General features: G+C 37.3%; 20 protein-coding genes, 1 other RNA gene and 1 riboswitch. Of the genes, 2 read left to right on the top strand and 19 right to left on the bottom strand.

What is annotated here, in order from left to right:
* Positions 1–30 precede the first annotated feature (30 nt).
* Positions 31–306 carry a DUF6123 family protein gene (locus tag V179_RS0111055; protein WP_028391498.1) on the bottom strand — a complete coding sequence of 92 codons (276 nt, stop codon included), beginning with the start codon at positions 304–306 and terminating at the stop codon, positions 31–33.
* Positions 307–431: 125 nt separating this feature from the next.
* Here V179_RS0111055 and V179_RS32040 point away from each other — a divergent pair, with 125 nt between their 5' ends.
* The gene (locus V179_RS32040) at positions 432–554 is read left to right on the top strand and encodes a hypothetical protein (protein ID WP_268745208.1); all 123 of its coding nucleotides are present in this window, start codon (positions 432–434) and stop codon (positions 552–554) included.
* A 372-nt stretch (positions 555–926) separates the two neighbouring features.
* On the opposite strand, the gene V179_RS0111065 is transcribed toward V179_RS32040, so the two are convergent.
* The 6 genes from V179_RS0111065 to V179_RS0111090 all read right to left on the bottom strand — a co-directional run bounded on the left by V179_RS0111065 (position 927) and on the right by V179_RS0111090 (position 9,356).
* Positions 927–1,757 carry a 5'-3' exonuclease gene (locus tag V179_RS0111065; protein ID WP_051405019.1) on the bottom strand — a complete coding sequence of 277 codons (831 nt, stop codon included), beginning with the start codon at positions 1,755–1,757 and terminating at the stop codon, positions 927–929.
* Between the two features lie 453 nt (positions 1,758–2,210).
* Complete coding sequence (locus tag V179_RS0111070) at positions 2,211–3,047, bottom strand: sulfurtransferase (protein ID WP_028391500.1); 837 nt, start codon at positions 3,045–3,047, stop codon at positions 2,211–2,213.
* 174 nt (positions 3,048–3,221) lie between these two features.
* Positions 3,222–6,911 carry a dynamin family protein gene (locus tag V179_RS0111075; protein ID WP_028391501.1) on the bottom strand — a complete coding sequence of 1,230 codons (3,690 nt, stop codon included), beginning with the start codon at positions 6,909–6,911 and terminating at the stop codon, positions 3,222–3,224.
* 527 nt (positions 6,912–7,438) lie between these two features.
* Complete coding sequence (locus tag V179_RS31035) at positions 7,439–7,603, bottom strand: hypothetical protein (protein WP_154664003.1); 165 nt, start codon at positions 7,601–7,603, stop codon at positions 7,439–7,441.
* 128 nt (positions 7,604–7,731) lie between these two features.
* Entirely contained in the window at positions 7,732–8,268 is a 537-nt protein-coding gene (locus tag V179_RS0111085) for an isoprenylcysteine carboxyl methyltransferase family protein (protein ID WP_028391502.1), read from the bottom strand.
* On the bottom strand, positions 8,265–9,356 hold the full coding sequence (locus V179_RS0111090) for a type III polyketide synthase (protein WP_028391503.1): 1,092 nt from the start codon (positions 9,354–9,356) through the stop codon (positions 8,265–8,267). The genes V179_RS0111085 and V179_RS0111090 overlap by 4 nt, the downstream gene beginning before the upstream one ends.
* Positions 9,357–9,573: 217 nt before the next feature.
* Here V179_RS0111090 and V179_RS0111100 point away from each other — a divergent pair, with 217 nt between their 5' ends.
* Positions 9,574–10,026 (top strand): chemotaxis protein CheX, encoded by a 453-nt coding sequence (locus V179_RS0111100; protein WP_028391505.1) that lies wholly within the window; start codon positions 9,574–9,576, stop codon positions 10,024–10,026.
* A 656-nt stretch (positions 10,027–10,682) separates the two neighbouring features.
* On the opposite strand, the gene V179_RS0111105 is transcribed toward V179_RS0111100, so the two are convergent.
* The 12 genes from V179_RS0111105 to V179_RS0111150 all read right to left on the bottom strand — a co-directional run bounded on the left by V179_RS0111105 (position 10,683) and on the right by V179_RS0111150 (position 23,656).
* Positions 10,683–11,993 (bottom strand): nucleobase:cation symporter-2 family protein, encoded by a 1,311-nt coding sequence (locus V179_RS0111105; protein ID WP_028391506.1) that lies wholly within the window; start codon positions 11,991–11,993, stop codon positions 10,683–10,685.
* Positions 11,986–12,582 (bottom strand): xanthine phosphoribosyltransferase, encoded by a 597-nt coding sequence (locus V179_RS0111110; RefSeq protein ID WP_028391507.1) that lies wholly within the window; start codon positions 12,580–12,582, stop codon positions 11,986–11,988. Before V179_RS0111110 ends, V179_RS0111105 begins: the two co-directional genes overlap by 8 nt.
* Positions 12,583–12,757: 175 nt before the next feature.
* Positions 12,758–12,859: riboswitch (purine riboswitch) on the bottom strand.
* 231 nt (positions 12,860–13,090) lie between these two features.
* Positions 13,091–15,007, bottom strand: coding sequence for an ATP-dependent DNA helicase (locus V179_RS0111115; protein WP_028391508.1), 1,917 nt, complete (start codon positions 15,005–15,007; stop codon positions 13,091–13,093).
* Positions 15,008–15,375: 368 nt separating this feature from the next.
* Positions 15,376–15,576: a cold-shock protein gene (locus V179_RS0111120; RefSeq protein ID WP_028391509.1), complete on the bottom strand. Its 201-nt coding sequence runs from the start codon at positions 15,574–15,576 to the stop codon at positions 15,376–15,378.
* Between the two features lie 203 nt (positions 15,577–15,779).
* Entirely contained in the window at positions 15,780–16,931 is a 1,152-nt protein-coding gene (locus V179_RS0111125) for a THUMP domain-containing class I SAM-dependent RNA methyltransferase (RefSeq protein ID WP_028391510.1), read from the bottom strand.
* A 179-nt stretch (positions 16,932–17,110) separates the two neighbouring features.
* Positions 17,111–17,248: a hypothetical protein gene (locus V179_RS31040; RefSeq protein WP_154664004.1), complete on the bottom strand. Its 138-nt coding sequence runs from the start codon at positions 17,246–17,248 to the stop codon at positions 17,111–17,113.
* Between the two features lie 325 nt (positions 17,249–17,573).
* Positions 17,574–17,965: RNase P RNA component class B (rnpB, locus tag V179_RS30020), an RNA gene on the bottom strand.
* Between the two features lie 165 nt (positions 17,966–18,130).
* Positions 18,131–18,442, bottom strand: a complete 312-nt coding sequence (gpsB, locus tag V179_RS0111130; protein ID WP_028391511.1) for a cell division regulator GpsB — start codon at positions 18,440–18,442, stop codon at positions 18,131–18,133.
* Positions 18,443–18,524: 82 nt separating this feature from the next.
* Positions 18,525–19,070 carry a DUF1273 domain-containing protein gene (locus V179_RS0111135; protein WP_028391512.1) on the bottom strand — a complete coding sequence of 182 codons (546 nt, stop codon included), beginning with the start codon at positions 19,068–19,070 and terminating at the stop codon, positions 18,525–18,527.
* A 123-nt stretch (positions 19,071–19,193) separates the two neighbouring features.
* On the bottom strand, positions 19,194–19,769 hold the full coding sequence (locus tag V179_RS32440) for a CotD family spore coat protein (protein ID WP_268745190.1): 576 nt from the start codon (positions 19,767–19,769) through the stop codon (positions 19,194–19,196).
* A 311-nt stretch (positions 19,770–20,080) separates the two neighbouring features.
* Positions 20,081–21,361, bottom strand: coding sequence for a ribonuclease H-like domain-containing protein (locus tag V179_RS0111145; protein ID WP_326929544.1), 1,281 nt, complete (start codon positions 21,359–21,361; stop codon positions 20,081–20,083).
* Between the two features lie 30 nt (positions 21,362–21,391).
* Positions 21,392–23,656 (bottom strand): DEAD/DEAH box helicase, encoded by a 2,265-nt coding sequence (locus V179_RS0111150; protein WP_028391514.1) that lies wholly within the window; start codon positions 23,654–23,656, stop codon positions 21,392–21,394.
* Positions 23,657–24,212 lie beyond the last annotated feature (556 nt).

Here is a 24,212-nt window from a genome sequence, read left to right on the forward strand (position 1 = left end):
TCGCTATTATTTCTATTTATTTTTACCATTCTAATTTAACAATCCTTGTTCACGGGCAAATCGTTCCGCTTTAGAGCGACTATTTATCTTATTTCTCTTCAAGGTTTCCAGCAATGAAATATAAAAGCTACCGTCGAAACTTTTTTGTGCTTTTAAAGTTATTTCGATAGCTGTATTAACAAGGAAATCGCTTGCTTCTGTATAACGCTGTCCAAAATAAATAAAGCCAATGGCATCTTCGCCAAATGAGAAGCCTTTTTCTTCTAGAAAACAAACATATTCCTCCACCGTTTTCCCCACAAACATCCACTCCATCCTTATCCATTCTACATATTACCTTAATTCAACCTTTTTGCCTATCCATTTTTCGACAAAAGTTGCCAAATTATTATCGAAGTTTTTGGAAATAGTAGAGCTAGGAGGTGTTTTCATTGAGCAAAAATCGCAACCGTGGTCATGGCGTAAATCCTCAAGGTTACTCTGGTGGAGGCAAGGGCGACACAAGTCCAAAATCACAATTAGAACAAAAAGCAAAGAATGAAAATCATAAATAATCTCTTAATAAGATGAAACTTCAAGCAGAGGGGGATTCTTCATCCCCCACTGCTTGTTATTCCCTTTCTACTGTAGCTAAGTTCTTCGCTTTTTCGATCAATCGACAGTACGAACTATGGTTCAACGAACTCAGCCTAAGTACGCCGCATTTTTTAGTCTTTCGTCTGAGTAACCCACATCGCCTTGGAGCCAAACTTAACCTCTGTTCGCGTATCGATAAGTTTCACTGCATCTCATCAATCGTGATTTTACTAGCAGTTATCCCGCACCTACGCTTCCTCGATTCCTCTAAGCCTTGAGGTGGGAGATTTTACTGCCCGTTAACAGATAAAAAACCGCAATCCAGCACAGGCTAAGATTGCGGTTTTTTTTTAGATAATTCGTTGTATTGTTTTGAACTCATGGTCTTCTGCAAGCCTTCTAACTTTTTCGTGGTCAAACCTATAAACGCTCGTTTCAAGAGCACATGATACAGGGACATCACATTTGATTTCTGCAAGCAGTCTTGATAAATGAAGCATGTCAACTGCAGCTTGAATTTTTGTTTGTTGCGCTTTTGTAAGTAATGCAATGTTATTAAGAATCCCTTCAATATTTTCATATTGAATGAGCAACTTCAATGCCGTCTTCTCGCCAATCCCTTTTACTCCTGGATAATTATCCGCAGTATCCCCCATCAATGCTTTTAAATCAATCATTTGCTTTGGTGTAATACCCTTCCATTCGAAAAAGCTAGCGCCATTATGGACTTCGTAGTTGCCATATCCTTTTTTTAGCAGTACAACTGAAATGCGATCATCAATCAACTGCAACATGTCCTGATCACCTGTCAAAATCGATACATGACTTTCATTCATAGCTGACTTCGCAATGGTCCCAATGCAATCGTCTGCCTCATATCCAGCAACCCCAATGTTAGGAATGTTAAATGCTTCAACAGCTTCCTTTGCCAACTCAAACTGCGGCACCATCTCAATTGGTGCTTCCGATCGATTTGCCTTATAATCTGGAAACAAATCGTTACGGAAGGTTTTACTTCCCATATCCCAACAAACTGCTACATGGCTTGGTGAAAAATGATCAATGGCCATAAGCATATGTTTAAGAAATCCTTGAACTGCATTCGTTGGAACACCTTTTGAATTAATCATAAATTGCCCCGTTACTGCTGTTGCATAAAATGCTCTAAATAAAAGTGCCATTCCATCAACAAGTAAAAAGGATGGCAGCTGTTCTCTTTCTTTTATATCCAAAACAATCACCTCATACACTACTCTACTATTATTTCAATATAATTACTAGTTTCATCGTTTGGTAATCTTAAAGTGAAACTTCCATCAGTAGTGGGCTTGCTACATCCCCTACTGATGGTTTGTCCCGTTCTAGTGTCGCTATACCTCCACGTAGCGAAGGTAAAGCGACACTAGAACTAAGGTTCAACGAACTCAGACTATGTACGTCGCGCCCTTTTCTTTCCTCTGAGTGATCCACATCCTGTGGGCGTTAACTTCTTTGAAGACCACAAAAGTAAGTTTCACTGTATCTCACCAATCGGGCTTTTACGGGCAGTTTGTCCCACCACCTATCTTCATTGTACCTCTAATAAGCTTGAGATAGGGGTCTTACTGCCCAATAATGCGGGATATATGGAAATCTCAGCTTTTCGTAACAACTTCATTTTCCTCATATGATATCCAATCACTAAAACTCCCAACATAAAGCTTAACTTGATCAAACCCAGCTTCTTTAAGCGCGATAAAATTTGGTGCAGCCGTTACTCCTGAACCACAGTACACAATTACTTTCTGTGAATTACTTAATTCAGCAAATCTTTCTCTTTGTTTTTCAGCTGATATAAATGAACCATCTTTTATACCTTCATTCCACATTTTATTTCGTGCAAATGGAATATGTCCTGCAACATGGTCAATAGGCTCTTCTATTCCTAAATAACGTCTTTCCTCTCGTGAATCAAGTAGAGTGACATCTTTTGGCTGGAGAATTACATATTCTTTCACTTCATCATAGGTAGCAAGAATGGTTGGATCAATACAGACATGAAAAGTTTGTCGATTATAATGTGGAATTTCTTTGTCCACTTTTCCCCCTGCTTGTTTCCATGCATAGTAGCCACCATTTAGAATTTGCACATGTTTATGTCCTAAATAGGAAAGCAACCATACAAATCTTGAGGCAAAAGCTCCTTCCCCACCATCATAAGCGACCACTCTTGTGTTATTCGATACTCCTACTTCTTCAAGCTTTTGTTTAAATTCAGCTAGATTAGGGAGTGGGTGCCTGCCACCATGGTTTCCAACTTTGCCAGACAAGTCTTCCTCAAGATGGAAATACACAGCGCCAGCAATATGCTCTTGGTCATAAAGGTCTTTACCGCACGAAGGATCACCGAGATTAAACCGACAATCAACAATTCTAACCTCTTCATTTTGTAATGTTTTCAATAATTCGTTTGGCTCAATTAAATAAGACATTTTTCGTATTCTCCTTTAATTAGTTCCGAGGGTCAGACCCTCGCAACTTTCTTAAGCTTAAATTTATTAATGAAGTAAATTTGTACTAATTCTGACCTTTACAACCCCAAAAATTTTTACTTGTATAAAGCTAAATAGAGTAAAAGGACACAAGAAAAGACCATTACATGTTCTTTATTTTTGATTTAAAAGCTTAATCTCTTCTGCAAGTTGTTCATAGTGGGGAATATCAATCGTTTCTTCAAGAGCTGCTTGTAATCCTGCAAAAATTTCAGCTATTTCAGCTTCACTATTTTTTTGCAACGAAACCAATTGTTGCATAAGATGTTCTTGGTAGCTTTCATATAATTGCTCACTTTTTTCAATTACATAATCAAGAGCTGGTTTATCCAGACTTTCTTTTAACGCATCACTCATTTTGACTTTTTCATTTTTCTCAAAAAAGGCTTTCGGGTTCTTAAATAATGAAAGTTCTTTTTTAAATTCAGTTGCTGTTAATTCAGTAAACGCTTTGTCAAAAGTAATAATCGGACCATTTTGTGGTTCATATGGTTTTAAAGCAATGTTTTTCTTTACTTTTTGGACTTGTTCCAATATCGAGCTTTGCTTTTCTAATACTAGCTTTGTTACAAATAATTCTGCTCTTAAAGCAGTTGCACGCATTTCTTGAGCAAAGTCAAAACCGATTGATTCTAATAAACTGTTTAAGGATTGCTTCAAGACGACTTTATTATCCTGACCATCATCTTTTATCACAGCAGGGTTAAAACATTCTTTGAAAAAATCAGCAAATCGGAAAAACACGCGTTGTTTGCTATAAAAGGTGAGCTCATCGATTTCTTTTTTCAAACGTTTTTTATCGGTTTCACCGTTCATATCCTGCACAATTTGTTTAATTTTTTGAAGATCCTCTTTTAAAGCGAGCAGTGCCTTTTGCTTCGTTTCTTTATCCTGCTTGGATGTAGTTACTACATCCATCATTAGCTCCTCAGTCCGAACCATGGCAGCTTTAGCCGACTGCAAAGCAAGATCCGTTAAGTCATGCTCTATAAACGCATTAAACTGCGCCTCAAATTGGGCGATGCCACTGTCTGGAAGAAAAGCATGTGAAAACGAACTTTGTTTTTGCTTTTCTCCTAAAGCCCCTTTACTACTAAGTGCAAAAAGCTTCGGAAAACGGATGCCAAAACTCGCCAATTCAGTTTCTACATAGTCTTTGACTTCTATGACCTCTTCTTTTGAATTTGCTAAATCAGCCGCATTAACAATAAAGAACATTTTATCCATTGCAAAAGAGTCTTTCACACGGCCAAGTTGGATGAGAAACTCACGGTCTGCTTTTGAAAATGGATGATTATAGTAGGTAACAAAAAGAATCGCATCAGAGTTCTTAATGTATTCAAACGCTGCTCCGGTATGTCGGGCATTAATCGAATCTGCACCAGGTGTATCAACTAATACCATGCCTTGCCTTGTTAAATCACAGTCATAATATAATTCAATTAAATCAACAAGACACGATTTCGTCTCTTGGGCAGCAAACTGACGGAAGCCATCCAAATCAACAGTCAATGTCGTACCAAGCTCACTTTTGTATAGTGGAAGCCCCGCGTGGAAAGCGCGTAAAAAAGATAATTGTGTTTTACCTGTTTCAGAATTACTACTTCTTTGGATAATATCTTCAGATAGCTGATGTGCTTCCTCCAAGTTGGCTGCTTTTTCTGAAAAGACAGTAAGTGCAACGTTCACATCTTCAAGGAGCATCGCTTCTGTTTTAAGCTTGACAGCAGCAGTCCCATGCTTATGTACAGGATCTGCTGCCATTATTTTATTGATCGCAGCTGTCGTTGGATTTGGTGAAACAGGAAGTACACTTTCACCCATTAATGCGTTGGCAAAGGACGATTTCCCTGCACTGAAAGCACCAAATAGGGCAACAGTAAACGTTTGATTTTCAAGTCGTTTGGATTTTTCCTTTAATTCACTATATAAAGATTGAAACCCTTTTAAAGGATAAATCAAATCTGCAACTTCAGATAAACTGACAGCCGTTTGGTGTAGTTTATCTTTTGCGCTCATTTGCTTGGTTACTGTTTGCAATTCTACCTGATCTATAGAAACTTCTTCAGTTTCTTTCTTCTTTTCAGCCCGATTCTGCTGTTTGCTTTTCTCTTGAACGATGATTTTTCTTTCTACATCATTTTCTTCTTTCAGCCAAGCTGTCAGTATTTGCTCTACCTGAGTTTGTTCGTTTGCTTTACCTGCAAGTATGTCAGCAAGTTGGTCTTTTTCTTCTTGGAGCTCTCGTTCCATCATGTTGACTAACTCTAACGCATATAGATACGACGAAAACTGCTTCAATTCATTCTCTAATTCCTGAGTTCGCTGTTCGTTCTGTTCCATTATTTTTTGAGTAAGTTGATCCATAAATTGATCACATGATCTTCTTGCATCTCTCTTTATTGTTTCAGAAAGTTCATCTGTATAATTTAGTACATATTCACCCGTAATTTGGACTTGCCCCTTAAGTAAGCTGGTTAATAAAGTTTCTGGAACCTCTACTTGTAGGCTCTGAGCAGTTTGTTCCATGAGCACATCATGTAGACCAGAGGCTGCTACAGTTTGGACAGCGAGCTCTTTAATATGCCAATCCATCTGTGTTTTAACTTTTTCCTGTATATCCGCTAGAAACACTTTTTTACGTTCTAGACGCTCAAGGTCTGTTTTTTTCTTTGTAAAAAACAGACCCATTTTAAAGTCTTTCTGTGTGGATTCGAGAAATTGATTGGCTAAGTCACGAGTTGCTGCAGGCATAAGAATAGCATTTTTGACAATGGATTGTGTTGCTTTTTCAAAGTTTTCTTTCACGCGTTCTATATTACGGACCAATTGATATTTTTCCTCAAGAAGCCGATTTACATCATCTGTGATCGCTAATCTTTCGGTATCAGTAAGGCTATATAACGACTCAAGTTCTACTGAATGTGCCTCTTCATACTTATTCTTTAACCAGCTAAGATGCTGATTGATGACCCTTTTTGTAGATACACAAAGTGAATGCTCTCGATTTTTTTCTTTATTTTGAACTAATGTATCAATAAATTGCCGGACGTTTTCAATTTCATTTTGAGAATGCGTCAAATCGCGGATGGATGTGAAAAACATGCCATCGAATATTACGTCCCAAGCTGCAAAAGCATCACGAGCAGACTGTTTAAATGCTTCAAAACTGAGTTCGTTTTCATCATGTTTATCGATCATATTGACGATAAGATAAAAAGACTTACCCGCTTCAGTCAGTTCTCTAGTAAAAAGGAAGTTCACTTCTGATTGAACATGATTATAATCCATCACATAAAAAACGACATCCGCTAAATGAAGAGCGGATTCAGTTGAAATTCGGTGAGCGTCATCTGTTGAATCGATACCAGGCGTATCCATAATCACACAAGTATTAGGTAAAGGAAAATCCTGCGAGCTAATAGTAATGGAAGATACAGCGTCACCATCTTTTGCAAATGTCTTAACGGCAGTGTAATCATATGGAGCAGGAAATATTACCGGTTTACGTTTACGAAAATGAATTTTTGCAAAGTCTTCACCTTTTTGGACTTTCACCGTATTTGCACTTGTTGGAATTGGGCTTGAAGGCAACAAATGTTGATTTAATAAAAAATTAATCATACTTGATTTTCCGGCTGAGAAATGACCGCAGAACGCTATCACAAACTCTTCTTTATGAGATTTTAGGATTAGTTCTTTTATTTTCTCTGCATTTGTTCGATCTCCCTCTTCAGAAAGTTTTTCGTATAGATTCATTAAGTCCGTTATGTTGTAAGTCTGTCTTGTATCAGTGTACGCCATTCATCTCTTCCCCTTAAACATCGTTTTTATGAACTCAAATTATCCCGATTTAATTAGCTTTAATATCCACACTTTTATTTTAAATCGCATAGTGCGTTGATATTCAGCCTGTAATTCCCTGTTTGGTGAGATACTGTGAAACGTACCGATGCTAGAGCATAGGTTTAATTTAGGCCCACAGGATGTGGGTCACTCAGACGTTGCCGCAGGACGCGGCACTTATTCTGAGTTCGTTGAACCTTAGTTCGCAGTGTCGCTTTAAAGAAGCGTTAGCTTGCAATTTAGCGACACTAGAACGGGACTAAGCATCAGGGGGACCTACATTCCCCTGATGAAAGTTTCACTTTATTCTATGTATCATCAAATGGAAATTGCGATTTACGCATGTCTCTTATTGTAAACGATTTTGTCCATTATTCATATATTTGGATAAGTATTAAATAGAGGATTAAGAACAAAAGAGCATAAGATATATATCAATAAAATAATATCTCTTATCCTAAACAACAAAAAAACAACCAAGTATATTACCTGGTTGTCGGTGTTGGGATGTACGCTTGGTTATTTTTTGTTACGATATGTTTCTGTGCTAGATTTTTTTGTGCTTTCTGAGGGCTTGCAATAAAACTTAACACATATTTCATTACAAAGCTATATGTAACAACTGTTAGCAAAACAAAAAACCATACCATCTTATACACCATCCTTAAAAATAAAGTTTATTAAAATTTATAGTTGTCTCAATTGATAATCATAATCATTTTCATCTTATTAAAGCAATACTATCACGAACGATAATCATTTTCAATAAGATTTTAAATTATTTTTTATCTTTTAGGAAAACGGCGGAATAACTTGTTAAATTCTTCAATGCACGTTCTTCGATTGGAATTCTAACTGACATTGCCCATGCATTTAGACATGTGAACAGTGCGGCAGTGAAATAAGCATTATATAAAAGTGAAATGACAAGAATCTCTGTTGCTACAATGATATAATTAGGATGTTTCACATATTTATATGGTCCTTTTACAATAACCTCAGCATCTGGGAGAACGATGATTTTTGTATTCCAGTAAGGTCCAAGCGACGTGATGACCCAGACTCTGCCGATTTGAACTAATAAAAAAATCGACAGCCAAAAAGGCCATAATACCGAGACATCTTTATCAAAAAGATTGACCTCTGCAATGAATGATGAAAAGAACCCCAAATGCATAAGCACAATCCAAGGATAATGTGAACTGCCGAACTCAAGTCCCCCTTTCGCCTTTAAACGATCTTCGTTATATCTCGCCAGCACAAGTTCGCTCAGTCTCTGTACCGCGAGCAGGGTTATCAATATCAGAAATGTCATTCTTCCCACCTCAATAATAGTAATTCTGAACTAAAGCCAGGACCTAATGCAGCCGCAAGCCCATATTCCCCTTCGCTTATATCTTGTTCCATAAATTTCTCCAGCACGTATAGAATAGTAGCAGAAGACATATTGCCATACTCTCTTAGCACTTCCATTGAAATCTTCACCATCTCTTCATGAAAACCTAATGATTCACAATACGCATCAATCACTTTCTTACCACCTGGGTGGGCAATGAAATGACGAATATTACTTTGCTTCATATCGTTTTTATCGAGAAAAACCTCTACATTCGGTTTCAACCAATTGCTAATAATCGTCGGTATATCTTTTGAAAAAATAACATGAAGACCTTCATTTCTTACGTCCCAGCCCATGACATCTAATGAATCTGGCATTAATGTGGACTGTGTAGACAGTATTTTGGGAACTCGTTTTACTTTACTAATACTTTTACGTGCAACTTCATCACCGCAAATAAACGTACAGGCTACTCCATCCGAAAACAAGGATGTGCCGATTAAATTGCTTTTCGACCGATCATTTCTCTGAAAAGACAGGCTGCATAGCTCAACAGATAAAACAAGCACTTTTGCTTTTGGAAATGCCTTGCAATATTCGAAAGCACGAGACAGCCCTGACGCACCCCCAGCACATCCTAATCCCCATAGTGGTATTCTCTTCGTATAAGGAGAAAAGGGGAGTCTATTCATAATTCTCGCGTCTATAGTTGGTGTTGCTATGCCTGAACTTGTTACGAAAAAAATCGCTTCAATTTCTTGTACGGCTACTTCGTGTTTTAAAAAAGTTCCATTAGATAAACAGCTTTGAATTGCTTTAGTTCCATATGTCACAGCACCTTCAATAAAAGCATTGTTTCTTTCTTCGAATGAGTGATCTCGTTTAAACCATTCTAGGTCTTTAATAAAATAACGGCTATCAACTTGTCCATTTTTAAAAGCTCTCAATAATCGATCAATGTCTTTAAAAGAAGAACCAAATATTTCACGTGAAAATTCCATTAATTTTTCTTGAGCAAATAAATAAGGAAGTTGGATATGTGATGTTGATAGAATATATGGCAATATTTCCACCTCCAAGGATGATGGTTATCATTCCCAAATATTCTTTCTCTATTCCTAGCGTTGGGTATCATTATTTAAAAAACAATCATTCTTTAGAACTAAAAATACGACATAATCCTTTATTATTATTCAAAATTCTTGCTTTTTGTAAAATTTTCAGTTCCAAATACCTATCAGAATGGTATCATGAATTATATTGTGTTATGGAGGAAAAAAGATGAGTGTTACCACACAGATTACGTCCGTTTTAAATGGGACTATTCAAGCAGTAAAGTCGATTATCCCGCTCAATCTCGAGATGAACAAACCACTATTAGTTACTGAACCATTTTTACAACAGGGCATTTGTGTCATAATTGGAATGACAGGCGATGTCCGTGGCAGGTTAATAATCGAAGGAAATTCAGACGCAATTAGTCTAATTGGTGAAAGGATGTTCGGAATGACGTTAGAAGGAGAAATGCTTGAATCCTTTGCTGCGGAGTTTGGAAACATGATTGCTGGAAATTTATCTACCCAACTAACAGTTGACAATATCATTATGGACATCTCCCCGCCAACTGTGTTAGTTGGTGAAACAAAAATGTACGGCATTGAAAAAGCCATACATGTACCAATAACGATTGAGGCTGATAGATCGATTCACATTCTATTAATGATTGAATCATAATACTTCCTTTAAAAGAATGAATGATTACAAACGAATTTTAATTTCGTCTGTTTTTTAATACAATAACTCTGTTAAACTTGCCTGTTGATTGCAGCGAGAGGCACTCGCTTTCCGTGGGGCGGTACGGGAGCGTCCTCGGCGATGTTTGCCTGTGCAATCTCCCTTTGACTCGTATTTCACGAAGCAGTCTCACGCCTTCCACTCCAATCAACAAAATGCCAAAATCAACAATGGGCTTTAACATAGCCAATACAAAAAAAGCAAGCAACAGACGGTGTCACTCACGTGTGAAAAATAGTGCCAAGAAACTAAAGCTGATTTTCTGAATTAAACCTGCGATTTTGCTTTTGAACTTCAATGATGATGTCTTGAAACTCATTTCTCCCACATTTTTCGCAAATTGATTCTATGGTTAACAATGTTCTGCAGTATTTGCAGTATTTCTTTTCCACATACTCCACTCTCTTTCGTATACTTATTCTTATAAGATATGAATGAGAGTGGTAATTGTTTCCACTTCACTTCACTTTATTTTAATTGAAATAAAGTGAAATGGAAACGAAACTGATACTGCCTGTAAATGCGTGAAAAAGGAGGCTGCCCTAAAAATAACTTTTGTAAGACACCCTCCTCTTCTTCATTATTTAGACTGTAGGTTAAGAAGCCTTTTGTTCAAGTACCACAGAATTATTGATATTTCGTTTTGATGGAATCATATTGAATAAAATATTAAGGAAAATAGCCGATAGACTTCCTGCTACGATTCCATTGCTTGTAAGGATCTGTAAACTTTCCGGTAATTTCAAGAAAATATCAGGGACTACAGTTACACCAAGCCCCATTCCCACAGAGCAAGCAATAACCAATAAATTCTCCTGTCTAGCAAAATCAACTTGGCTCAGCATTTTAATTCCAGATGCAATAACCATCCCAAACATGGCAATCATGGCTCCACCTAGAACGGCTGTAGGAATTATTGTGGTTAGAGCTCCCATTTTTGGAACTAGTCCAATCACAACTAACATGACCCCTACAGTATAGATAACATTCTTGCTTTTAGCACCAGATAACTGAACTAGCCCTACGTTTTGCGAGAAAGCAGTATAAGGAAAAGCGTTGAACAAGCCACCTAACACAATCGCTAACCCTTCAGCACGATATCCTTTCGTTAAATCTTCTTTTCTGATAGTTCGATTTGTAATATCACCTAATGCGTAATAAACACCAGTTGACTCAACTAAACTGACAATAGCGACTAAAACCATTGTTAAAATAGCTGGTATATCAAAAGTTGGTATGCCGAAATAAAACAAATGTGGCATATGAAAAATAGATGCATCTGCTACTGGTGAAAAATCAACTTTCCCAAAAAACGAAGCAACTACTGTTCCTACTAACAAACCTATTAATATAGAAATAGATCGTAAGAATCCAGTAAAAAATTTATACAAAATGATAATCAATAGAAGTGTACCAAATCCAAGTACGATATTTTCTAACGAGCCAAAATCTTTTGCTCCTTGTCCCCCAGCTAGGTTATTCATCGCAACTGGGATAAGTGTGATCCCTATAATCAAAACAACAGAACCAGTCACAATCGGCGGAAAGAAACGGGCGAGTTTCCCGAATGATTTCCCTATCATCATCACGACGAGACCCGAGATAAGAATAGAACCATAGATGGATGTAATACCGTATTGTCCGCCGATTGCAATCATTGGGCCAACTGCCGTAAAAGTACAGCCTAGCACTACAGGAAGGCCGATTCCAAAAAAGCGATTTGTCCAAACTTGTAATATGGTCGCAATTCCACACATGAAGATATCAATCGAAACAAGGTATGTTAATTGTTCTACGCTTAAACCTAACGCTCCACCAACAATAAGAGGCACAATTACAGCGCCAGCATACATGGCTAAAACATGCTGAATTCCTAGTGACGCCGTTTTAAGCGGATGATTACTCATGGATTGCTCCCTCACGCTCTTCTACAAATGTAATTTCACCAAGACTAAGTGCTTCAATTCTTGCAAGTGACTCAACCCGTACGCCTTGTTCTCTCAATTTTTCTCCACCATCTTGAAATGCTTTTTCAATTACAATCCCAATTCCTACTACAGTTGCATTTACTTTATGGCAAATTTCCATTAATCCTAAAGCCGCCTGCCCATTCGCCAGAAAATCATCAATGATCAGTACTCTGTCCCCACTATTAATAAACTTATTAGAGATAGCAATTTCATTTGCTTCTTTTTTTGTAAACGAATATACATTAGCTGTAACAAGATCATCGGTTAACGTCACTGATTTCCGTTTTCTAGCAAAAATCATTGGAACTTCAAGTTCAAGAGCTGCCATCACACCAGGCCCAATCCCAGATGATTCAATAGTAAGAACAACATCGATTTTTTCATCTTGAAATCTCCGTTTGAATTCTTTACCCATCTCGTGCATCAGAACGGGATCCATTCTATGGTTTAAAAAAGAATCAACTTTCAAAATGTTATCGGATAAAGCTTGTCCCTCTTCTAGAATTTTAGTTTTTAATAATTGCATGTCTTTGCTCCTCCAATTCGTTAAGCCCTCTTCACTCATTACCCATGTAATTTCAGAATATAAAAAGCCCAAGAATCATCCCCTGACTCTGAACAATAGAGTGAGACAACGACTCTTGAGCTTTTACCATAGGCAAGCGAAAATAGAAATAGAACCGGCTTGCATGATTAGCAACAAGTATATGTGACTCACTCATAGTCAGATCATTTACGGTAATCCGGTAGAAACTAGCAAGCCCTATCCCTGCAATTATATGAGTGTAGCTGAAAATTATTATTGTAATAAAATTATATCAGTTGTAATTCAATTTGAACAGAAAAATTTCACTTCTTCTTTTAATCGACTGGAGATTGTAAAACTTCCCTATTTTTTTCAAAAATTAGCCAAGGTTTTTTAATCTAGAAAGCATCCAAAATTCCAGCTCCGCACCACCACCATTGAGATTATGTGAGTATAGCGTGCTTCATGGTATATCCTTCATAGTAAAATGATGGCGTTTTATATGAATTCACTTTAATGATGTCGGTAAAACAGCGACAATTTTATCAAGAGTTGATTTTGAAAGATTTTTCTCAGTAAGAATATGAACCGTACCTGAATCTTCATTTGTCCGAATTAATCGTCCTATTCCTTGTCTCAAACGTAACAGCATATACGGTAAATCTACTTGTTCAAATGGATCAGCACAAGCTTCACGTTTCGCCTGGAAAACAGGATCATGCGGCGGGAAAGGTAACGAAAAGATAATGACATTCCGTAGTGAATCGCCTGGTATATCTAATCCTTCCCACAAATGGTAAGAAAACAGAACAGAAGTTTCTTCCTCTTGAAATTTCTTTACTAGCTCACTGATTTCTATATCTCCTTCAAAATAGAACGAATAAGGAGTTGATACAGCCTGTCTTTTAAACCACTGGAGTTCTTCTTTTGACTTGAAAAGTACTAATGTCCTACCCTCTGTTTCTTTGATGCTGTTAATTGTATACGCTAGTTTTGCATCAGCATCATCTGTTGCAAAAACAGGCAACTTAATATCCATCACTTCATCATATTCAAACGGTGATGAAACTGAAAAATGACTAGACTCACTGATTCCTAAACTGTCAGCTATATAATTAAATGAACCGTCATTTGAAAGGGTTGCTGATGAGAAAATATACGGAATTTTCTTCGTGAACACTTCTTCTGACAAAATTTCTTGAACAAGTCTAGGCATAATGACCAATGTTTTACTATTTTCAGTTTGCTCAAACCACGTAATCGCCTGTTTATTTTTAAGAAATAATGATAAGGAATAGTTCAATTGCTCTAAATACTCTTCCGTCACCTTCAAGTCATATTCATTAATTGTATAAAGCTCTGCTTCAAATACGAGACTTTCTTCAAGTTCTTCCACTTTTTTATGGAGCTTTACTGCTAATGAATGAATTTCAGTTGACGTTGGTATTTCAGAGCGATTTGAACCAGTAACAGGTATTGATTGTTCATGTAGGACGGCAAAGAAATTTTCACTCATATCGATTAAATCTTCTATCATATAAAGCGTTTCTTCACGAACTTCATTTGCAACTAGTGCCTCTAGTACAGTTGCTAACGTCGCCTCACCAATTTTATACGTGAGTGCTTTTTGAGCAGAATACTCCAATAAATGACCTTCATCAAAAACGACACAGCTGTATTCAGGTAATAATGGTAGCTGCCCTTCTCGTTTTCGCTTTTCCTTTGTCCAAATATGCTCCATAAAGAAATCATGGGAACAAATAATTAAATCGCTGGATTTACGATAATGGTCACGTGAAAGTGTCTGACCACAGCGGTGCCGTACATCACATGTAAAACAATTTTGCAGTTGGTCCCAGCCTATCTGTGACCATTCTTCATCATTTAAATACGGGTATTGCTTTCGATCGCCGTAAGCTGTATATGCCGACATAGACTCATTGCCATGTACGAATTTTGGCAAGGAATCATAAACCTGATCAATCCCTTCCGAATCCACTATATTAACGGCATGCTCCAACTTTTTAAGACATAAATATTGATCATGGTATTTTGCTAAACGTACATCAACAGTTAATCCGAGTGCTTCTTTAAGCTTCTGAATATCTCCTTCTTCTTTCACTAGCTGCTCGATGAGCGTTTCGTCAGCACAAGAAATGATCGCTGGTTTATTCGTATAGCGCGCATAACAAATGGCATACAGCAAGTAAGCTAGTGTCTTACCAGTTCCTACTCCTGCTTCAGCAAACATTACTTGTTTTTCTTTAAAAGCTTTCTCCAGTTGGAAAGCCATAAATATTTGTTCATCTCTTAATTCAAAGCCTTTCTCTGGTAAAATGTCATAAAAGACATCTCCTATCCACTCAGAAAGCTTATCGTAAAAGGAATCTTCTTTTGTTATCGGAAAAGGCAGCGACTGAATCATCAATTTCCTCCTAATATAAAAGCAAAAGCGCCTTTGTTAAGGTGCTCTAGCTAGACATTTAATAATAATATTTTTAAATGAACTTCATTTATTCTGTTCACGACCGTTTACGTTTTTAATGGTAAATTTCCCCTGATCTACTATATGATTTCTAACGAAAAGGGTAAAACATTTTAGCTTAATTAAGTATTTTATTTAAATACCGCACGTTCAAATTCATATTATCAACAAAACTACATTATCCTTTATTTCTCGTTGACCGTCAAGAAATTATTATGGCTACAAGGTATGATTTTACTGAAGTCGGTTCATCCCAGATGAAAACAGGCCCCCAAAAAAGGGAGCCTGTTTATATATGATCAATCTTATTATGCTTTATTTACGTTAGTAGCTTGTGGTCCACGTTGACCTTGTTCTACTTCAAAAGTAACTTCTTGACCTTCATCAAGAGATTTGAAACCTTCACCTTGAATAGCTGAGAAATGTACGAATACGTCGTCTCCGCCTTCACGTTCGATAAATCCAAAACCTTTTTCTGCGTTAAACCATTTTACTTTACCTTGTTCCATTGTTGTTGCCTCCTAATGTGATAGCACACAGTGTATTACTATCCTTGCCCTGGTGATAATGAAAATAACGCGTCATACAACAGCTATTTCTTTCATATCGAACAAAAATAATTCTTTATCAGAATAACAGATAGTCCTGGTAAAAGCAAGCTTAACCAGAAAATAAGTATAATGTTCACAAATCAACTATTATTATTTCAAGCTTATTCTTCTGTTCTAGGTTGCTTAGGTGGACGTTTCCCCCAGTATTGATAATAATCAGTTCGAATAAATCCATTGAACAGCTTGCGTTTTTTCGTTGCTTGCTTTCCATAATAAGTTTCAAATTCAGGATGCGAAGTAATCATATAGATAGACCATGTATCAAGCTTTTTAAACGCTTGACCCATTCCTCTATAAATGTCTTCAACCTGCTCTTTTTCACCTAGTCGTTCTCCATATGGGGGATTCCCGACTATTACCCCATATTCTTTACGAGTAGTTAGGTCACTTACCTGCATCTGCTTAAAAGTAATGAGATCACCAAAACCAGCTTCAAAGCTATTCGCTTTTGCAATTTCAATCATCCGGTGATCAATATCATAGCCTTCAATATCAAGTGGTTGATCATATTTTGCAAGATCCTCTGCTTCCACTCTTGCTGCATCCCACACTTTTTGATCAAACCAATCCCAAGTTTCTGAAACAAAGTCGCGATTGAAGCCTGGGGCAATATTTTGACCGATTAATGCCGCCTCAATTGGTATCGTCCCTGAACCACAAAACGGATCAATAAACGGCTTATCAGGATACCAATTGGTCAGCATCACTAGTGCCGCAGCAAGTGTTTCTTTCAAAGGCGCTTCACCTTGATCTGTCCGATACCCTCGACGATGAAGGCCCGGTCCGCTCGTATCTAAACTAAGAGTTACAATATCTTTCAAGATTGATACTTCAATTTTAAATAGCGCACCATTCTCCTCAAACCATGATGTTTTTTTATAATACTTCTTCATTCGATCGACAATTGCTTTTTTTACAATCGCTTGACAATCCGATACGCTAAACAGAGTAGATTTAACGGATTTTCCACTCACAGGAAATTCTGCATTCTCCGGGAGATAATCTTCCCAATTCAACGCTTTCGTTTTTTCAAATAATTGGTCAAATGTAGTCGCCTTGAATTCACCGATTTTAATTTTAATTCGATCGGCACTTCGAAGCCATAAATTAGATCTAGCAATGGCAGAAGCATCGCCTTTATACATGATTTTTCCATTCTCTACTTCACACTCATAACCGAGTGCGCGCACTTCTTTTGCAACAACAGCTTCAAGCCCCATTGCCGAAGTGGCAATAATATCAAATTGTTTCAACCTTTACACCAGCTTCCCTATTAACAACTCAAGAACCCATCTTCCTATTAAAGATTTGTTCTTGTGATATTATATCTTATTAGTTTTCGTACAATCTTGGTATTTCTCACACGTTTTTCAACCATATCACATAAATAGTCTTGGTCATTATGATTATCGTGTTTATTACAGTAGCCCCATTACGATGCATATGTAAATGTCAGATCAGACTTCGGTCCGATATCAGTCAGCAAACGATATAAATAACTTAGGTTTTGAAAGTCATCAATAGATAGTGTAATGCCTAATTGATTCATTGTCACTAATTTACGCATCATTTCTTTAGTGTCTCAGTCTCTTAAGCATTGTCATGATCGCTCTTACAGTTCTACCAACTGGCTACCTACACTGTCGTTGTGGAATTGATTAATAAAGTGAAACTTCAATCAGCAAAAAAGGTATGTTACCACTTTTATCAATTATCTTACAAAGTATACAAAATCCTTCAAAAGGTTATATATTTGACTTCACAAAGACCGAATTACCCTTACCATTACGTTTAATTTTAAATGTTTACACCATACCAATAGTAATTGACAAATCTATATACAAAACAAAACTCCCCTTATTTGAATAAGGAGAGTTTTGTTTTGTATAATGACGTTCTGTAAGCCATGTTTTGTACCGTAGTACTGCAAGCGATTTTTCATCTCGTACTTAGGTGGTAATCATCTATCTACAGAGGCAATAGCCTCTGTCCTTCTCCTCGTTCATTTCCAAGGAAGAAAGCGCCCCTACCATTAATTTGGGTTTCTCGCTCGTGGGGTTTACCGCGTTCCACCCTTTTCATTTCTGAAAAGGCTACGTCACTGTGGCACTTTTATAGGTATTCATGCCATATCCTAATGGACTTAGGCACTTTCCCGGCCGTCAGCAGAATGAATTCTGCTGCCGTGGCTTATTTTTTCGCCAGGCACGAACACTACAAACATCTCAGTCTGTGCGAGCATGGACTTTCCTCTACAGTTAAGCAACTGCAGCAATTACCCAAACGTCATTACACAAGAAATCATTCTACATTGTTTTTCACTATAAAGCAAGAAGTAATTATTATTATTTTTGGATAGCAATACAAAATTGAAGTATTATGTTGATTTTCTGTTGTTAGTTAAGCAATTTTCAGCACTCTGCAACGATATGAGATACGTAAATCAAACACATCAGTCATATAGTTTGCTGCCAAATACATGCTTTTCCAAGTTCGATAACCTTTTAAGAATATCGAAGTTCGTCGTTCCAGGCATTGGCCCAGTATTCGTTTGGCTTTGGCGCTTAACTTGCTCTTCAGAATGTTTGCGCAGTTTTAGATTTTCTTGTTTTAAATCTTCAATTTCCTGATAGAATGCTTCATAATCCTTAATAACAATATCTAAGAACTGGTCCACATCTTCAGGTTTGTATCCACGCATTGCAGTTTTGAAATCTTTTTCCAATATGTCTTTTCCAGTCAATTTTATCTTGTCAGATAGCATAAGACTCACCTCTACACTTTCTCCATACATCGACTTTTCATTTATTTTTTCAAAAAAACCTTGATTTGTCAATGAATCTTTATTAATCAGACCACTGTTCTTCTTGTGCAGCCGCTTCGAGATCATCAAATGTTAGAGGAAAGATCAAATAATCATGTTCTAGCCTATACTTCTTCGCTTCAGCCATAGCAAATTTAGGCGAACCCTCTTTTTCTTCATCATAAATAATCATCATACCATCACTTTTATGAATCATAAACATATTTTTCATTTTCAATTGACTCGGGCTTTCGTATGGGCTTTTGTAAATAGATTCTACTAAATCAGCTTTAGCTATAATTGATTGATAAAACTCACGATTTTCATCATTCCATGACTCTTCTTGGTTTAAGTATGGCGTAATCACCGCAAGCTTTACATCATATTCTTTTTTACATTCAAAAACGACTTCCGCAGCCCAGAGTTCTGTCCCTAGTTGCCCAGAAATTATGATCCATTCTAACCCATCTTCTATGAATGATGTTAATCTTTGTTTAAGAACCTTCTTAATATATTTTATACCTGGGTGATCCTTTTTGAAAATACCATATTCATAGGCCTTATAGCCTGTTATGTATAGAACTTTCATCTTATTCTCTCCATCATTGATACTATTATTTAGTATAACATCTTTCCTACTCTAAACACTTATTCTTGTTATAAAAATCAATTAAAAAGAAACAAGGGCATGTATTAGCCCTTGTTCTATCTGTTAATAACCGAATGGTCTTGGTCTTGGTCCACAGCACGGATTATATGCCGGCATTGGTGGCGGCCCAGTGCAAACTAAGTGTTGGTTAAAGCATTCGTTGACTACTGAATTAGTATGTGGAAAATAGTGTTGATGCTGGAATACATGCTGATTAACCGTTGTGTTATGAGACGGGTGAATATGAGGTACAATCGTCTTCATAACATTAGCATTGACCGTATTTGTCGTTGGTGATACTTGAGATGGTGCAACACTTGTCGGCATTACTGGACTTACGCCATATCCAGGTGCTGGATACCCCGGCCCCATCTGTGCGCCTCCAACATAAGGATAAGGTGTTGGTGCTGGACCTACTGCAGCACCCATAACTGCAGGAGCGTAACCTGGACCTGTTTGTGCACCCATAACTGCAGGTGAGTAACCTGGACCTGTTTGTGCACCCATAACTGCAGGTGAGTAACCTGGACCTGTTTGTGCACCCATTACTTTATGACCATAACCATGTTTCGCACCTAACACAGTTTTATGATAGTCAACGTTTTTATGATAGTCGACATTTTTCTTTGTAAATTCCATCGCATTTTGTCCCCTTTCATCAAAGTATCGCTTTCAATTACAGACTATGACAAAGGGGGAGTTCATGTACTAGTCAAAAACCTAATTTATCATAAAAAGGTATAGAATGTATCCCCAAAAGCAGAAAACAAAAATGCAGTTAAACATAAGACAACGAAAAACAAAACTAAAATTGCTTTGTACATCTCCCGTACGACCTCATTTATCATATTTTAGGACATTTCATCCGCATTCAATATTACACGCTTTCACGGGCTGTCACAATCATTTCTTATCATGTAAAAATAGGAATTTTTTATCATTTTTCCATATTAAAGGATATGCATATCAACCTTTAATTTCCTTTGCAGTCGTAATAGACGTTTTGTCAACTCATTTTCTTTCAATGAATCATTATATTTAGATATACCGGAAAGTATAGTCAGCGCTTCTTCCGTATATTTCTTTGCCTGTTCATAATCCTTGAATTGGTGTTCTAGCAGTTTTGCACATTCAATACCCGCTTCAACTTTTAACATGCCATTCCCCTTTTCAAAAACCTCTTTCCAGATAGAATATGCTTCAATAAAGTGTTTATTTTTCTTTTTTGCAAAGCCTAGTGCCTTTTTGGCAAGAAGGACTTCATCTGCTGATCCTTCTTTGACCACACGTTCGTACGTTTTATATGCCTCCTCTTTTGTGCCAAGATCATGTAGCCAGCGTGCGACTTCAAGTGACTCATCCCCATATCCATCTACTTGGAGAATTTGCCGAGAAAGATGAATATACAAGGTAATTAATGAAAGGACATCCCATTCATTATGCTTGAGGACACCAAATAATACTTCTGGATCCTGACGCTCGACAAAATCAAAATAAATCATCGGTGCTAAGTAGCCTGGTATATCATTTTCTCGCTTAAATCCGAGAATTTCAGTTTCAACAATCGATAGTTTCACTCTTTCTAATTTATTTTTCCAGAGTCTTCGGGAGGCATGATATAAGTCAAAATGCCCGAATTCTGGTAAGTTCGGTACATGTTGTTGGATAAGTTTATGTCTTGTTTTTAATTGAGGCCAATCAAATGATTTGCCATTATAGGTAACAAGCGTTTCATAGTTCACTTTTTCTAAGAAACTCTGATATAACGGGACCTCAGCCCCAGGCTGGGGCAAAATATGCTGTCTGACAACAACTTCATCTTTTTCAAAGCTTGCATAACCGAGGATAAAAATGGTATTCCCAACTCCTCCGCCAAGACCGGTTGTTTCTGTATCAAAGAAAAACAAATCCTGTGTACCAATTCCTGCAGCAGTTAATGGGTGATTTAATCCGCTTTTCTGCCACACATCCATAACAGTTTGCAATTCTGCAAACGAATAATCACCATGTTTCATCTCGATGGGATAACGTACTTCCCTAATCCAACAATAGGAGTCATCAAACCTATATGGTTGTGTATCGAATTGCTGCCATTTTTCTGCAAATGGAAGTTCTCGATGGCCATCAACTTTTTCATGAAGCTCCTTTTTTATGACTTCTACTACACTTTCCTTTTTCTCTGAATCAGGCAAATCCATATGTGTTTTCATGCGATTTAATTTATTCTTCAATGACAATTCAAGCACCTCTATTTACAACGTTTAGCGGAATATTTTTAACACATTCACAGCATCTATTTTGGCAGTCGTTGAAGCTGTGTCTGTTCCGATACAAGAAGGGCAGCCTTTTTCACAAAGGCAGCGTTCAATCATTTCTTGCGTTTCTTTTAGAATATTCTCAGCATTTTGGTAAACTTTTTCACTTAATCCGACACCACCTGGATATTTATCATAGATAAAAATGGTCGGTTTTTCATTATGGGCTGCTTTCACTTGAGGATATACGTGAATATCATTCGGGTCGCACATGACGAATAGTGGTACCATGTAATTTAATGCATGTGATGCTCCAATCAGGCCTTGCTCCATTCGATTTTCATCCCAGTCAAATGCATTATGATTTATTGATAGCATCGCACCGTTTGTGTGCAGTTCAGATTCTGGCAGCGTAATCGGCCCTGAGCCAATGTTTTCATGCGTTTCAAATTTAATTTTTTTAAAAATAGTTGCCATCGCCCTGACTGATACATCACCAAAGGTCGCTTCTGTTTGTGCAAACACTTTTTGTTTATCTATTTCCAATACAGAAAGCTGTACAGCGAGATTAGCATCTGTATAATAATCAACATTTACTTCGCGTACATATGCCTTCTTTTCCTCCCAATCAAGCCTCTCCACTTGATATTGGGTGCCTTGGTGCAAATAAATCGCTTCATCATGAAGCAATGTCATAGCACTAAACGTATCCATTTCACCAATAACTTGATGATTAGGCGATTCTGTTTGATCAATGATGACAACATTTTCCTGTGAAGCCGATCGTAAACTAATATTGTGTGCCGGAAAAGCATCATTCATCCAATACCATTTATCGCCGTTTTGATGAAGTACTCTCTCCTCGGTTAAAAATTCTAACACATCCATAATCTCAGTTTGACCAAATAAGTCTCCCTTTTTAAATGGTAGCTCATACGCGGCACATTTCAAATGATCGACTAGAATGACGAGATTATCAGGATTAATGCGTGCCGTTTCGGGATTTCTCGTGAAAAAGTACTCGGGATGTAAAACGATATACTGATCAAGGGCATTTGAACTACCTACCATAATAATTAGCGCTTCACCATGCCGTCTCCCTGCTCTTCCCGCTTGCTGCCAAGCACTTGCAATCGAACCAGGATATCCCGTCATTATACAAACTTGTAATTGTCCAATATCCACTCCCAGTTCTAGTGCATTCGTGCTAACCACTCCGTAAATAGAACCGTCTCGTAACCCTTTTTCAATCTCTCGGCGCTGCTTTGGTAGATATCCGCCACGATAGCCTCGAATCGATTTTGGTCCTAGCTGTTTTGCCACTAGCTCCTGTAAATAAGTTAATAAAATCTCCACTCGGACGCGGCTTTTTGCAAACACAATTGTTTGAATTTTGTTAGCTAGGAACTCAAGAGCAAGCTTTCTTGCTTCAAGTACTGCACTTCTTCTAATATTTAGTGGTTTATTCACAATCGGAGGATTATAAAAAACAAAATGCTTCCTTCCGCTTGGAGCGCCATTATTATCAACGAGCACCATTTCTTTTTCTGTTAATTCCTCAGCAAGTTCAAGAGGGTTGGCAATCGTTGCTGATGTGCAAATAAACAAAGGGTCACTGCCATAAAATGCACAGATTCGCTTTAACCTTCGAATCACATTTGCCATATGACTACCAAAAACTCCACGGTATATATGCAATTCATCAATGATGATATATTTTAAATTTTCAAACAAAGAAACCCACTTTGTATGATGAGGCAATATTCCAGAATGGAGCATATCAGGATTCGTAATAACAATATGCCCTGCTTGCCTAATTTTTTGTCGGATGTTTGAAGGTGTATCTCCATCATACGTATAACTATTAATGGAAGCATCCATTTCGTCAATCATTTCATGTAATTCACTCTTTTGATCGTAACTAAGTGCTTTCGTTGGAAATATATACAAAGCTCGTGTTTTTTCATTTTCAAGAATAGATTGCAATACTGGAAGATTGTAACAAAGTGTTTTTCCAGAAGCTGTGGGAGTAACAGCAACTAAACTTCGACCTTCAGCTGCTGTATCAAAAGCTGTTGATTGATGTGTATACAGTTCACTAATTCCACGTCTTTTTAACGCAGCCTGAAGCTTCTCATGCATACGAGCTGGAAAAGGTGCTGTTTTTGCTAATTTCTCCTCAATTGTATGCCAGTGAGCAATATTAAATTTATATTCTTCGCTGCTTTTTAATTCAGCCATGATTTCTTGTAAATTCTTTCTCAGTCTCATAAAACCACCTCATCTCTTTATATTACCGAATAAGCGTTCTATACAAAAGGAAAATCTCATTCCCTTTAAATGGAATGAGATTCCCGACTCCTTTATCCTCTATTAACTGGTAGTCCCCTTACCTCAAGGCTTAGATGAATCGAAGAAGCGTAAGTGGACGAACTGTCCCTATATGCCCTGTTGGTGAGATAAAGTGAAACTTGCCTTTGTGGTTTTCAAAAGGTATGTGCACCCACAGGATGTGAGTCACACAGACGAAAGACTATAGGGTGCGGCGCACTTAGTCTGTGTATTCTCTAACTATCATTGGAAATGATGATCAATTCAATCAACTGATTGATTGGGCAATTATTCCAATTGGACAATTGCTTACGATCGTCATCCTTTTTTCTTTCTTGTTTAGTTTATCTTAAATAATCAAACACCATTTTTGTCACATAATTAGACAGAAATACATAGGCTAATACAAAACAGATTCTTTACAAAAGGCTGTTTTCACATACTTTGTTGCTTTTCAATCATTTTTACACTAATAACCCGGGTTGATTTCCGTTGC

The organism is Bacillus cihuensis, from assembly GCF_000504145.1.
Classification (GTDB): domain Bacteria; phylum Bacillota; class Bacilli; order Bacillales; family DSM-1321; genus Peribacillus; species Peribacillus huizhouensis.